Origin of the sequence: Succinimonas amylolytica DSM 2873 (genome assembly GCF_000378405.1) — a bacterium.
Lineage (GTDB): Bacteria > Pseudomonadota > Gammaproteobacteria > Enterobacterales > Succinivibrionaceae > Succinimonas > Succinimonas amylolytica.
This window is the reverse complement of the sequence record NZ_KB899639.1, coordinates 107,337-121,743: the sequence shown is the minus strand read 5'-3', so window position 1 is coordinate 121,743 and position 14,407 is coordinate 107,337. Positions and strand designations below refer to the sequence as shown.

Sequence of the window (14,407 nt, the reverse complement as noted above, 5' to 3'; positions counted from 1 at the left end):
GGTTTCAGATTAACCGTATTCAAAAAACACTGTACCAGCGTGTTCACAGCACTTTTAAAAGCAGGAATACCATTCCTGATAATTAAAGGATTCCCAAATGACTTCTAATGTTGAAAAAACTGTACTGGTAATTAACTGCGGCAGTTCTTCTCTTAAATTCGCCATCATTAACCCTGATGACGGTCATGTGTTTCTTAACGGCATTGCCGAAAAGCTTGGTCTGCCGGATGCCCGCATCGAATGGCGTTTCGAGGGGATTGACAAGGAAAGCGCGGATCTGGGCGCCGGGGCCGATCACAACGTTGCCGTTTCCTTCCTGAACAACAATATTCTCTCCAAGAGAAAGGATCTTCTGGACTCCATCTGCGCAGTGGGGCACCGTATTGTGCAGGGCGGAGAACTTTACAGCGAGCCTACTCTGGTGGACGACGAGGTGGAGAAGGGAATCGAAAAATGCATTCCGTTCGCTCCGCTTCACAATCCGGGACATCTTATCGGCATCAGAGCTGCCAGAAAGGCCTTTAACAAAGTGCCGCACGTTACCGTGTTCGACACTGCCTTCCATCAGACCATGCCGGACGTGGCCTACAGATACGCCATTCCGGAAGAGCTCTACACCAAGCACGGAATCCGCCGCTACGGAGCTCACGGCACCTCCCACGGCTACGTGTACAACGAGGCTGCCAGAGAACTGGGCTATGAGGCCTCAGATTTTAACGCCATTACCTGCCATCTTGGCAACGGCGCCTCCATATCGGCAGTGAAGAACGGCAAGTGCATGGACACCTCCATGGGTCTTACCCCGCTGGACGGACTGGTAATGGGCACCCGCACCGGATCCATCGACGCCTCCGTAGTATTCTTCATGTGCGACGTGCTCCATTACAAGGTGGAGGAAGTCCGCGAAATCTTTAACAAGAAATCCGGTCTTATCGCTCTTTCCGGCACCACCTCAGACTGGCGCGGCATCTGCGAAGGCTACAAGAACGGCGACGAAAAATGCACGCTGGCCTTCAAGATGTTCTGCTACCGGGCTGCCAAGTTCATCGCCTCCTACTATGTCCCCCTGGGACATGTGGATGCCATTGTCTTTACCGGCGGCATCGGCGAAAACTCCTTTATCATGAGAAAGCAGGTTATCGAATATCTGCCCGAGATCCTGGGTGCCCGGCTGGATGACGCTCTTAACGAAAAGGCCGTTGCCTACCTGGGCGGCCGCGGCCTCATCAGCGCTCCGGATTCCAGGGTAAAAATCATCGTCGTACCCACCAACGAAGAACTGGTTATCGCCAGAAGCGCCTATAAGTTTGTGAAGTAAAAGCCCCGGGGAACAGGACAGTTCCCGGAAAAGGAGCTTCATTAAATCAGAAAAGAGGGGGCCCGGGCTCTCTCTTTTTTTTTTGCGCCGGTTCCCCAAGGAGGCTAACACTTCTCCGGAACAGAAGAGGATTACAGGGCTGTCTCCCTGTCCAGAACCAGCCATATCTCCTCCAGGGTTTTCTTTAAAGCCCCGCGGTTTTCGTCAATAAAGGCCTTTCCGGCCGCTCCCAGCTTCTGTAACTCCCGGGGATTACCGAGAAGCTCCTGAAGCTCTGCCAAAAGACTCTCAGCCGGAATTACCCTGCTGGCCTGACGGGCCGCCATTTCCTGATAAATTTTCCGGAAATTTCTGATAAAGGGACCAGTCACTACCGGACAGCCCAGGGCGGCCGGCTCCAGGGGATTATGTCCTCCGATATCCACCAGACTGCCGCCCATCAGTACCAGATCCGCCATCCCGAAATAAAGATAAAGCTCATTCATGGAATCCCCGAGAATCACCTCCGGACAGGAAAAACCGGAGGAGGCGGCCTCTTTTTCCAGAAGAGTACGCCGGCTGCGCCTGAACCCCGCAGTTCCCATAAGCTCCCAAACCTCCTGAAAGCGCTCCGGGTGCCGGGGAATAATAATCATGACCAGTGCCGGCAGCACGTTTTTAAGCTTCCGGAAAATATCCAGCATCAGGGAATCCTCGCCCCGGTGAGTACTGGCCACCGCCAGAAAGAGCGGACCACCGGACGCAAAGCTGTCCGGAAAAGCCGCCCTGCAAAGCTGCTTCCTGAATTCCCGCCCTTTGGCAAAGGCTCCGGTGTCCGGAGAAATGTCAAATTTTACGGATCCCGAAACCGTAATCCGGGATCCCGGAATGCCCAGTTTTTCAAAATTGGCGGCATCTGCCGGAGTCTGGCACACCAGCCGGGTCAGCCGGTTTCCGATAAGCTCCTGAAAAATCCCGGCCACCCTAAGATAACGATCCCGGGAACGATCAGAAAGCCGGGCATTCATCACCACGGCAGGAATCTTTCTTTTTGCCAGCTCCGCCAGAAGAGCCGGCCAGAGCTCCGTTTCCATGGTCACGTAAAGCCGGGGCCGCACCCGGTCCAGAAATCTTTTTACCGCCCGGGGCGAATCCAGAGGCGCATAAAGATGCGGCACCAGATCCCGGACACTGTCATAAACCGCCCTGCCGGTAGCGGTGGTGGTGGTTACCAGCACCGGAATGTCCGGCCGGGTTCTCCGGAATTCCATTATAAGCGGCCGGGCCCCCATGGATTCCCCCACGCTGACGGTATGAAACCATACCGGATTTCCGTAGTCTTTTTCGGGAACATCCCCGAGAAGCTCCCGCCAGCGGGCACCGTAGGAGGTTTTGGAACGAAATCTGATAAAAAGCGCCACCACAGGGGCCAGCAGAGTCGTGCCGGCCCGGTAGACCAGCTCCGGCACTGCCGCCCTAAATGAACTTCCGGACATGCGAGATCCCCTTTTTCCGGTGCCGGCTTAAAGATCCGGCCACTTTGCAATGATTTTCTCCCAGACAGCATCCGGAACTAGCTTCAGAAGACACTCCGTACTGCCCTTGGGACAGACCCGCTTAAAGCAGGGATGACAGCTCACCTCCGACTCAATGATGAGAGCACTGTCATCAGAGGGCGGGGTGTACTGAGCACTGGTGGAACCGAACACCGCAGCAAGTCTTACCCCGGTTGCTGCGGCAACATGCATAAGGCCGGAATCATTGGAAAGCACCAGAGCGCATGCCGCCAGGAGATCAATAGCCTCCTCCAGCGTGGTCATGCCGGCCAGAACCCTGACCCGCTCCCTAAGCTCCTCCGGAACCTGCCTTCTGATGTCCTCCCCGGTATCACGATCCCTGGCGGAACCAAAAATCCAGGCCTCCCGCTCCGGAAATGCGGCCAGATACCTGGCGGAAACAGCGGCATAGTACTCCGGAGGCCATTTCTTGGCGGGACCAAACTCCGCACCGGGACAGAGTCCCAGAGGTTTGAGCCCCGGCCGGATACCAAACCTGTCCAGAAGTGCGGTATCCGGCTTCCGGCTCTCCAGCCGGGGATAAGGCAGAAATTCCAGATCCGCCTGCTTTGCTACCTTGTCCCGGGGCCAGGCCAGAGCTGAATACCGGGCAATCAGTCTCGGAAAATCCTGTTTGTTTTTGCGCATAACGTTAATAAGACCATAGCGCATTTCCCCTTTCCAGCCGATGCGCCTTTTAATTCCCGCAAAAAAGGGAATCAGGGCACTCTTCCAGGAATTCGGAAGAATATAGGCCTCGTCATAGTGTTCCCCGGCCAGAGCCCGTCCCAGCTTTATCCGCCCCCCGAGATCAAAGCTGCCATGTCCGATGGGCATCAGAATCCCCTTCTCCGCCTCGGGCATTCTTTTAACAATATCGAGACACCAGGCCGGAGCCAGCACATGAATAACTGCCGCAGGGTAAAGCTTTTTCAGGGTGATAAGAAGACTCTCCGCCATCACCAGATCCCCTACCCAGGAAGGGGCCACCACCAGAATTTTCATTTAAACCTCATTATTCCGGATCTGAAACCCGGCATTCACTTTCCGTTTCTCTGCCGCCGCTAGTCAGGAACCACAAAGCCGGCCTCCCGCATTTTGGAGAGCTTGTAGCGCAGCGTGCGGGGACTCATGCCCAGCCTTTCCGCACACTCCTGCCGGCTGCCGCCGCAGTCAATCAGGGTATCAAGTATAATCTGAAATTCCTGAATCTTCATCTCCTCGCCCAGCTTTCCGCCGCCGGAAGGCCGTTCCGGAGCTCCCGGCGAAGCCGCCGCCGGAACCGGAGTCTCAGGAATAAACTGACTTTCGTCATCAAAAATCAGCGCTTCCGGGGTAATTTCGGATCCCGCGATAATAAGCGCCCGCTGCATCACATTGCCGAGCTCCCGGACATTTCCGGGCCAGCCATAGGCCAGAAGCTTCCGTTCCGCCTCCGGAGTCAGAGGCTTATCGGGAAGCTTCTGCTCCTCTAAAGCGGATTTCAGCATAAAGCGCGCCAGAGGAACGATATCCAAAGGCCGCTCCCGGAGTGCCGGCCATTTCAGCGGAAAAACATTAAGACGGTAGTAGAGATCCTCCCGAAACCGCCCGTCCGCAACCGCCGCCCGGAGATCCCGGTTGGAGGTGGCAATCACCCGGACATCCAGAGAAATGGTCTTCCGGCCGCCAAGCCGCTCCACCTCCTTTTCCTGCAGTACCCGCAGAAGCTTGGCCTGCAAGGACAGATCCATCTCGGTGATTTCGTCCAGAAGAATGGTACCGCCCTGGGCCTGCTCGAATTTACCGGGACAGGCCTGAACCGCTCCGGTAAAGGCACCCTTCTCATACCCGAACAGGGTGGACTCCAGCATGGTTTCGGGTATGGCCGCGCAGTTTATGGCCACAAAGGGCCCCGCACTTCTCTCGGAATTGTCATGAACAAAACGGGACAGAACCTCCTTTCCGGATCCGCTGGGGCCGGTAATCATCACCGTAGCCTCCGAGCGGGCCACCTTCCGGGCCATTTCCAGAAGCTCCGCAGTCTTCGGGTCCCCGTATACCGGTCCGCTCCTGTCAACTGGCTCCTGCGGCACATACCTGATAACCTGGTTCAGAAGCACCTCGGGAGCAAAGGGCTTGGCCAGATAGTCCACGGCGCCGTCCCGCATGGCCTTCACTGCCCCGTCAATATTGGCATAGGCAGTCATAAGCAGTACCGGAATCTGCGGATACTTCTCATGAATGGCATTAAGAAGACTGTGGCCGTCCATGCCGTCCATCTGAATATCGGAAATCACCATGCCAATCCGCATTCTCGAAAGAATATCCAGCGCCTGCTCGCCCCCCGCCGCTTCCGTGCATTCATATCCCGAAAGCATCAGCGTGTCGGTAATGGCCTCCCTGAGTCTGGCATCATCGTCCACAATCAAAATCCGGTTTTTTCCCATAGCATTCCCCTGTTTCCGTCCCCGATTTCTGTCCCTGGACATCTCTCCTTCAACCGATCCGCTCTTCCCGGCTCCTTGTCCGCCTGGCACTCAGTCAGAAAAACCGCTAAAGAAATTCCGCGAGGATCTCCTTCATTTCTGTGAGCTCCGGCTTATCAGCTTCGTTGACAAGCTCCCTGAGTGACTTGACCACCTTTTTGGCATCCTTGCCCTTCCCAACCTTCACCTCATGAGTGACACTGAGAGCCCGATCCGGATCCGCTCCCATTTCCAGCAGCAGACGTATTGCTGGAGGATGATTGGAGGCAATCGCGAATGTCAGAGCCGTGGCACCTTCCTTATCCTGCGTTTCCAGCAAGGCACCGGCATCTATCAGACTTTTAATAGTCGCTATGCTGGGATTTTTAGGCTCGCTTACCGCCATCATGAGAGCGGTGTGCCCCGCCGGTGTCGCAGCGTTGGGATTGGCTCCGCTCTTAAGAAGCAGATCCACAACACCGTCCTTGCTGACACTGCGATCCCGCACTGCCTGCATCAGTACCGAAAATCCGTTTTTGCTGCGCACAAAATTCACATCGGCGCCTTTTTCAATAACCGTTCTGATGAAATCAAGGTCGGGATTATCGTCGGCCACCGCAGCAAAAAGAAGGCTTTCGCCGTACTTGTTGGTAGCATTCAGATCCGCCCGGTAATCTGCAAGAATACGGAAGAAATCAGGATTTTTAGTCTCAGCCGCCAGAAATATCAGGGGCTTCTGATAGCCATTCCGGGCATTGGGGTCGGCTCCCTTTTCCAGAAACACCCGGACATAGTCGATACCGCCCTTCTCGTAGGCCTTTTCGATCATAAGCGAGTTGCCGTTCCGGACATTGGGATCAAACCCGATATCAAACAGCTTTCCGGTAAGCTCCAGATGACGTTTATCCCCGACGGATTTGAAATTAAGCCAGGAATACAGTGCCTCCTCCTGCAATTTCGCCAGGGATTTCATTTTTCTGATATCGGGACCGAGACTGAGCCAGTACTCAATGATATCCAGAGAGCTCTTGCTGCTAAAAAGTCTCCGAGCCACGGAAGATTTGCCGTCCGGGGATTCATAGCCTATATCTCCTCCGGCCGCCACAATCGCCTTTATAAAATCCAGACTGTAAAGCCGGTTATTCCCCGCACTTACCAGGTCAAGATAATAAAGCAGGAACGAGGACACCCCTTCCGGATTCAGAGTGGCACCATGAGAAACGGCACTTCTGAACAAAGCAACATCGTCATCCCTTGCTGCCAGATAAAGCGGGCTGGTTTCGAACGCCGTAAACAGGTTCGGATCAGCGCCGTGATCCAGGAGAGCCTGAAGATACTTTGCCCCGCCCTTTTCATAAACCCTGTAGGTGAGATAGCAGTTGTGAAGATCGATTTTTTCATTTGCAGGAAGCCCCAGATCCAGAAGTCTGGTAAAGACCTGGTAGTGATCGGTTTTTTTGACGGAATCCTTCCGCGCCATCCAGTCCAGAAGCAGGACATCCCGGACCGCCTCCCCGTCAAGAGCCTTCCAGACATTGAGATTCTTAAGTCTCCTGAGATCCGGATTCAGGGAAAGCCAGTACTCCAGAAACTCCTCCCTTCCCTTTATGAACTGGGCAGCCAGAGAAACTGTGCCCTCAGGATTCTCCCAGTTGTAGTACGCCCCGTGCTCAATAAGCATTTTTACCACCTCAAGGCTGGCATTGCTCCGGCTAAGATAGCGGTACAGAAGCGGCACCTCCACCGCAAGCTGCTTTTTAAGCTTTGAACTGTATCCCAGTTCCGTACTGCTCATGACATTGGGATTGGCACCATTTTCCAGAGCCCTGAGAATTTCCTCCGGCTTTGCAAAGCCAATAAGAACCAGATCCCGGAACTTTTTATCCTCCTCGGCGGTGGTGCTGCCGCGATACTCCTTAAGCGCTTCATAACCGGATGCCGTGTCCCCCTCCGGTGAAGCCCGGGGGCTCTCAGCTACGGGAACCTCCGGATTCCCGGAGTCCGGGGGAACCGGAGCTTCTGTATTTTCCGGAGGGGCAGAAGCCGGCTCCTCAGCCGGGCTCCCGGAAACACTCCCCTCCTTAACCAGGGAATTTTTGCCCAGGGTAGCCAGAATTCTGGCATCATCTACCGTCACCTGTCCTGCGGCCACAACCCTGTCTCCCTCCGTCCGGTAGGAGATCTCGCCCTCCGGAGATACATAATCATCAATTTTCAGAAAGATCTCCGTGCGGATAATTTTGGCGTTGCTTTTTAGCTCGTCCTGTGAAAGATGGCGGGCCATTTCCGTCCGGAGAGCTTTGATTTTCAGGTTCCCGAGAGCAGCCGCCTCATTCTTTCCCGCGGCCTCCATTTCATACGCCGTCCCCGCCAGAACGGATTCCGGAATCATCATGAGGAGTCCCAGCAGTATTTCCAGACCGATACTCCGATACTTCATATTAACTGCCCCCTTAGTAAATCCCCGGCTGTGCTTTCAAGAGAAATATGCAGGAAATAAAACTCCGGTTCGCTCTTCCGGAAAGGAACAGCACCGGAATTTCTTCTCGCTACGGATAATATTAAACTCTTAGTTTATACCGAATGCCGCCGCCGGCACTCTGAAATTCACCAAGATTGTGAATTCGCACAGGCAATCCCGGGGAAGACAGCGGGGAGAGGCCAAAGGTCATTTATGTGTTTTTCAGAACAATTTGCTAGAGAACTGAAAACACCGAAGGAATACTGCAGGAATAAAAAAAGCCCCGGCGCATTTCCGGCACCGGGGATCAAATGATAAAAGCTTAGGTTTGTTGTTTTACAGGTCTTTCCTATATCGTGCTATCAGCCCGAATCTCGGATATCTTCCGGGTGCCGCTTACTTCACATAGCTGAAAAAGTAGCTGCGGGTTACCGGTGCCAGACGTTCTGCTTCAACGTATCTGTTAAAAAGTCTTCTCATTTCGGTTTCCTCACGATTTCTGTTCACATCAGTGTTCACAACAGGGGCCTTTTTTCTCCGCCCCGGGGTTCGGACGACTTCCGGACGCCGCTTACTTCACGTAGCTGAAAAAGTAGCTGCGGGTTACCGGTGCCAGACGTTCTGCTTCAACGTATCTGTTAAAAAGTCTTCTCATTTCGGTTTCCTCACGATTTCTGTTCACATAACTGTTCACAACAGGGGCCTTTTTTCTCCGCCCCGGGGTTCGGACGACTTCCGGACGCCGCTTACTTCACGTAGCTGAAAAAGTAGCTGCGGGTTACCGGTGCCAGACGTTCTGCTTCAACATATCTGTTAAAAAGTCTCTTCATTTCGTTTTCCTCCGAAATCTGTTTTGCTCATCTCCCTGAGCACATTTTCATGATAGTGATGTTGAGCACACTTTGCAATAGCTTTGTGTAGTATTTTTTCAAAAATTTTTAATGAAAATACTTTCATACATCTGAAAATATTTTCATAACAACCACAAATAAAAGTTACAACACGCCTTATATACAAAGGTTTTATAGTTACAAACCCCAATATCTCACAAAACCAAAATTCGAAACAATATCTAAAACTTTGACGAAATTTAACTACACAAAACCCTAAATATAAGAGATCTGTATCACGCCAGAAACATAGGCCGCATTTCCTGTACCATAGCCGCCTCACTACTCCTACTCCGGTACCGGAGCCGCACTAAAAAAACGCCTGAGATAAAGAAGATAAGAAAAGGGAAAAAATAACCTGGAGAAGAGAGAAGACACCGGAATTATCCCGGCCATAAAACACAGCCATCCGTTAATTCCAGAAAACGGGATTAACGGATGTAGTTTTTGGAAAACTGTGTGCCGGTAACGCCGGAAGGATTACGCCGCAAGAGGCATCCCCGCGGCCCTTCCGGAGTCTGCCAGCGGCAGCACTACCGAAAAGCAGGTGCCCCGGCCGCTTTCCGAAACCAGACCGATCCGGCCCTGATGCGCCGCCACCACCGATTTCACCACCGCCAGACCAAGTCCGGTGCCATTGGCCTTGGTAGTGAAGAAAGGATCAAACACACTGTGCTGAAGCTCAGGACTCATGCCGCTGCCGTTATCGGCAATTTTAATAATTGCCTCCCCGCGCTCCCTGGTAACGTCTATAAAAATCCGGGTAGCTCCGGCCTCCACCGCATTGGCCACCAGATTGTTAAGGGCACTGGCCAGGGCGGTCTTATTCGCAATGATTTCCATTGGAGGATCATCCATCCGGATATCAATTCGGGCATTTCCCCGGGAAAGCACCCCCTCGGAAGCGTTTTTCACGGCGGAAACCAGCTCGGTAAGTTCCAACCGATCCGCAATTCTGTCCCCGGCTCTGGCAAAAAGGAGCACATCCTTTACCTGATTTTCCAGATCCTGCAGCCTGTCGGAAAGCTTTTTAAGAAACTGCGTTCTTACAGCCTCGTTCAGGCCTCTGTTTGCCAGGTTGGCGGCATAAAGCATGGCGGCAGACAACGGAGTTCTAATCTGATGAGCCAGCGAAGCCGCCATTTTGCCGAGACTGGAAAGACGTTCCATGTGACTGATACGCTCCTGAAGCTTTCTGGTGGGAGTTACGTCAGTAAGCTCCACCAGCTGCCCCACAGAAAGCGGTCTGGTATTAACTGCAACTTTACGGCCATCCCGCAGAGTAACCTCGTTTCCGTCATCTCCGGACGGCTGAAAGCTGTCCCTGATAACGGAACGCCACTGTTTTCCGGAAATATTCTTTCCCAGCATATTCCGGGCTGCGGTGTTGGCATGCGACACCAGCCCTTTTCTGTCCACAATCACAAACGCCGCCGAAGAGGCATTGAACACCTCCTGCATAACGGCACTCGGGGCGTTTTCTGAAAATCCGGGTATTGCTGAAGCCTGCATAGTCTTAGTCCTGACAAAAAATGATTTCTGTCCTTTAGATACATAAAACATGCCAGCCTGATTTTCCGCAGGTAATAAACGGTGGCACAAGCCATAGCAGGGCCTGAAACCAATGCGTCATCACCCCGGATACCGCAGCTGTCAAAAATCCGTCTCGAAACCCCGGGTATAAAAAAGGGGGATCTTTCAATCCCCCTTATTCCTATTCACAGCTGTTTCCAGATCCGGTGTTCCGTCTCCGGAAATTGGTTATCAGCCCAGAGCCTTTCTGGCGTTCCGGAAAGCCCTCATCCACGGACTGTCTTCACCCCAGTCATCCGGATGCCAGCTGTTGGACACGGTTCTAATAGTACGTTCCGGATGCGGCATCATGATGGTTACCCGGCCGTCACGGGAGGACAGGCCGGTAATGCCGAACGGAGAGCCATTAGGATTGAAAGGATATTTCTCGGTAACGGCACCGCGGTTATCCACAAAGCGCACCGCCACAAGACCGCTGTTCTCAACCTGGCTAAGATGCTCCGCATTCAGATATTCGGTACGCCCCTCGGCATGAGCCACGGCAATAGGCATTCTGGATCCGGCCATATCCGCAAAGAACAGAGACGGCGACTTCTGGATTTCCACCAGGCTGAACCGGGCCTCAAAGCGATCGGATTCATTTCTGACAAAGCGCGGCCAGAGGTCGGCTCCCGGAATAATATCCCTGAGGTTCGACATCATCTGACAGCCGTTGCAGACACCCAGGGCCAGAGTATCAGTTCTTTCAAAGAAGCTCTGGAACTCCGATCTGGCCAGAGGATTGAAGAGAATGCTCTTGGCCCAGCCTTCACCGGCACCCAAAACATCGCCGTAGGAAAAGCCGCCGCAGGCAGCAAGAGCCTTGAAATCCCTGAGAGACACTCTGCCGGACAGGATATCCGACATGTGCACGTCAACGCTCTCAAATCCGGCCCGGTCAAAAGCGGCTGCCATTTCATTCTGGGAATTCACACCCTCTTCACGCAGAATGGCAATCTTCGGAGCAGCTCCCCTGGCAATGTAGGGAGCAGCCACATCCTCTCTGACATCAAAGGTCAGGCTGACATTAAGTCCCGGATCCCCGGCATCGGACTTAGCCTCAAATTCGCTTCTGGCGCAATCCGGATTATCACGGTATGCCTGCATTCTGTAGGTGGTTTCCGCCCAGATGGAACGGAAGAAGGATACCGGCTCGTTGATAATGTCGTTTCCGGCCCTTCTGAAGATCAGCCGGTTCTCATTATTGAGAACACCCACAGTGTGAATGCAGTGAGCCAGACCGTGTCCGGAAAGAATGTTAAGCACGTCTTCCTTGTGGGCAGACCGAATCTGGAGCACTGCACCGGCTTCTTCATTGAACAGCACCGCCAAATCATCGACACCCAGATCTCCGATTTCCACGGTAACACCGGTGTGGCCGGCAAAAGCCATTTCGGCAACAGTAACAAAAAGACCGCCGTCAGACTTGTCATGATAGGCCAGGAGGAAATTCTTCCGGTTCAGGAACTGTACGGCATCAAAGAAGCCCTTAAGCTGTGAAGGATTCTCCACATCGGGGGTATCCCTGCCGAGCTGCTTGTAAACCTGTGCCAGAGCAGAAGCTCCCAGACGGTTTTTGCCCAGTCCCAGATCGACATAGATAAGAACTGTATCGCCCATATCGGTTCTTAACTGCGGGGTTCTAGTGTTTCTCACATCCTCCACCCGGGCAAAGGCCGTAATGTTCAGGGACAGCGGAGCGGTTACCGCACGGGCAGTACCGTTTTCAGTCCAGGTGGTCTTCATGGACATGGAGTCCTTGCCCACCGGAACGGTAATTCCCAGAGCCGGACAAAGCTCCTCGCCCACAGCCTTGACAGCCTCGTAAAGTCCGGCATCCTCACCCGGATGTCCGGCGGCGGCCATCCAGTTGGCCGACAGCTTAACCCTGGTAATATCTCCAATCTGAGCGGCCGCAATATTGGTAAGAGCTTCAGCCACCGCCATTCTGGCGGAGGCGCCGTAATTCAGAAGCGCCACCGGAGGACGTTCGCCCATGGCCACGGCCTCGCCTTTATAGGAATCATAGGAGGCGGCGGTTACCCCGCAGTCTGCCACCGGAACCTGCCACGGTCCCACCATCTGATCCCGGGTAACCAGACCGGTTACAGTACGGTCACCGATGGTGATAAGGAAGGTCTTCTCGGCAACGGTCGGGAGACGGAGAATTCTTTCGGCAGCTGCTCTCGGAGTAACTCCGGACAAATTCAGATCCTTGCCCTGGGCCTTCAGGCTCTTAACATTCTTGTGCATTCTGGGAGGCTTGCCAAGAAGCACATCAGTGGGCAGATCAATCGGATTGTTACCGAAATGACTGTCGTGAAGTCTGAGATGTCTCTCTTCAGTGGCAGTACCCACTACTGCAAAGCGGGCCCGCTCACGCTGGCAGATCCGCTCGAATTCCGGGAATTTCTCCTGACTTACTGCCAGCACATAGCGTTCCTGGGATTCGTTGCACCAGAGCTCGTAGGGAGACATGCCCGGTTCATCGTTGGGAACCTTGCGGAGCTCAAAGTCGCCCCCCCGGTTACCGTCGTTCACCAGCTCCGGAAGCGCATTGGAAAGGCCGCCGGCACCTACGTCGTGAATAAAGAGAATCGGATTCTCGGAGCCCATGGAGGTACAGACATCAATGACCTCCTGACAGCGTCTTTCCATCTCCGGGTTGTCGCGCTGCACCGAAGCAAAATCCAGATCCTCGGCAGACTGACCGCTGGTCATGGAGGAGGCAGCACCGCCGCCGAGACCGATATTCATGGCCGGACCGCCCAGAACCACTATTTTGGCTCCGGGCGGGATTTCGCCCTTATTAATGTGCTCACTGCGGATATTGCCAAAACCGCCGGCCAGCATGATGGGCTTGTGATAACCCCGGATCTCGTAGCCGTTATGACTGTCCACAGCCTCCTCATAGGTTCTGAAATAGCCGTTAATGTTAGGACGGCCGAACTCGTTATTGAAGCCGGCAGCCCCCAGAGGTCCGTCAATCATGATATCAAAGGCGGTATCAATGCGTCCCGGCTTCCCGAAATCGGTCTCCCAGGGCTGCACGAACCCCGGAATTCTGAGGTTTGATACTGAAAACCCGCAAATACCGGCCTTGGGCTTGGAGCCGACGCCGGTAGCTCCCTCGTCACGGATTTCACCGCCGGAACCGGTAGCAGCGCCGGGATAGGGAGAAATGGCCGTAGGATGATTGTGGGTCTCCACCTTCATCAGAATCTGCACCGGCTCTTCATGATAGCTGAACACATGGGTCACCGGATCCGGGAAAAATCTTCCGGCCACTGAGCCCTCCATGACGGCGGCATTGTCCTTGTAGGCACTGTAAATGTAGTCATGGTTGCAGTCATAGGTGTTCTTTATCATCTTGAACAGGGACTTGTCCTGCTTCACCCCGTCAATAACCCAGTCGGCATTGAATACTTTGTGCCGGCAGTGCTCGGAATTGGCCTGGGCGAACATGTAAAGCTCCACGTCGTTGGGGTTTCTGCCCAGATCCGTGAAGCTTTTAACCAGATAGTTCATTTCGTCATCGGAAAGAGCCAGTCCCAGCTCCACATTGGCCTTTTCCAGAGCAGCCTTACCCTGTCCCAGCACATCCACGGAGGTCATGGGCTTCGGATCCTGCTTCTGGAACAGCTGCCCGGCGGCTTCCAGACTGTCCATAACATATTCCATCATCCGGTCATGAATAAGAGGCAGAATCCCGGCGCGATTACCGGCATCGTCTCCCTCTATATAATAGGCAATGCCGCGTTCCAGACGATCAACGGACGGAAGACCGCAGTTATGAGCAATGTCTGTTGCTTTTGAGGACCACGGAGATATGGTACCCGGTCTCGGGGTAACCAGATACAGCGTGCCCCGGAGTTCCTTTTCGGAAATGCGAGGGCCGTAGGTCAGAATCTTGCCGAGAATATCCTTCTCACTGTCGGACAGCGGGGAGGAAAGACTGGCAAAATGCACATATTCGGCATAAACGGAGGTGATTTTCAGACCTTTTTCCGCAAACCCCTGAAGGAGTTTCTTTACACGGAATTCAGAAAGAGCGGGCGCTCCACGTAAAATTTCCATTATCAATTCTCAAAACAGGTGAACAGAGATGCTCAAAGAGCTGGACACGACCCAGGGGATCGCTGCATGACAGTGCAATTATAGTGAACTTGTGCACAAAAATAAAG

Annotated in this window: 9 protein-coding genes; 1 reads left to right on the top strand and 8 read right to left on the bottom strand. The window is 53.6% G+C overall.

Annotation, left to right across the window (positions count from 1 at the left end; translation table 11 throughout):
* The first annotated feature begins 97 nt into the window (after positions 1 to 97).
* Positions 98 to 1,318 carry an acetate kinase gene (locus tag F557_RS0114745; RefSeq protein ID WP_019002990.1) on the top strand — a complete coding sequence of 407 codons (1,221 nt, stop codon included), beginning with the start codon at positions 98 to 100 and terminating at the stop codon, positions 1,316 to 1,318.
* 131 nt (positions 1,319 to 1,449) lie between these two features.
* Here F557_RS0114745 and F557_RS20310 read toward each other — a convergent pair whose 3' ends face one another.
* From F557_RS20310 to purL, 8 genes are all read right to left on the bottom strand, one after another.
* Entirely contained in the window at positions 1,450 to 2,793 is a 1,344-nt protein-coding gene (locus F557_RS20310; protein ID WP_019002989.1) for a 3-deoxy-D-manno-octulosonic acid transferase, read from the bottom strand.
* A 27-nt stretch (positions 2,794 to 2,820) separates the two neighbouring features.
* A complete protein-coding gene (waaF, locus tag F557_RS0114735; protein WP_019002988.1) occupies positions 2,821 to 3,858 on the bottom strand; it encodes a lipopolysaccharide heptosyltransferase II in 1,038 nt (345 codons plus the stop codon).
* A gap of 59 nt (positions 3,859 to 3,917) precedes the next feature.
* A complete protein-coding gene (locus F557_RS0114730; RefSeq protein ID WP_026297945.1) occupies positions 3,918 to 5,282 on the bottom strand; it encodes a sigma-54-dependent transcriptional regulator in 1,365 nt (454 codons plus the stop codon).
* Positions 5,283 to 5,388: 106 nt separating this feature from the next.
* Complete coding sequence (locus F557_RS21510) at positions 5,389 to 7,740, bottom strand: ankyrin repeat domain-containing protein (RefSeq protein WP_019002986.1); 2,352 nt, start codon at positions 7,738 to 7,740, stop codon at positions 5,389 to 5,391.
* A 417-nt stretch (positions 7,741 to 8,157) separates the two neighbouring features.
* On the bottom strand, positions 8,158 to 8,280 hold the full coding sequence (locus tag F557_RS23525; RefSeq protein ID WP_019002985.1) for a hypothetical protein: 123 nt from the start codon (positions 8,278 to 8,280) through the stop codon (positions 8,158 to 8,160).
* Between the two features lie 52 nt (positions 8,281 to 8,332).
* Positions 8,333 to 8,455 carry a hypothetical protein gene (locus F557_RS23520; protein WP_019002984.1) on the bottom strand — a complete coding sequence of 41 codons (123 nt, stop codon included), beginning with the start codon at positions 8,453 to 8,455 and terminating at the stop codon, positions 8,333 to 8,335.
* 676 nt (positions 8,456 to 9,131) lie between these two features.
* Positions 9,132 to 10,163 carry a sensor histidine kinase gene (locus tag F557_RS20300; RefSeq protein WP_019002982.1) on the bottom strand — a complete coding sequence of 344 codons (1,032 nt, stop codon included), beginning with the start codon at positions 10,161 to 10,163 and terminating at the stop codon, positions 9,132 to 9,134.
* A gap of 252 nt (positions 10,164 to 10,415) precedes the next feature.
* Complete coding sequence (purL, locus tag F557_RS0114695; RefSeq protein ID WP_019002981.1) at positions 10,416 to 14,300, bottom strand: phosphoribosylformylglycinamidine synthase; 3,885 nt, start codon at positions 14,298 to 14,300, stop codon at positions 10,416 to 10,418.
* Positions 14,301 to 14,407 lie beyond the last annotated feature (107 nt).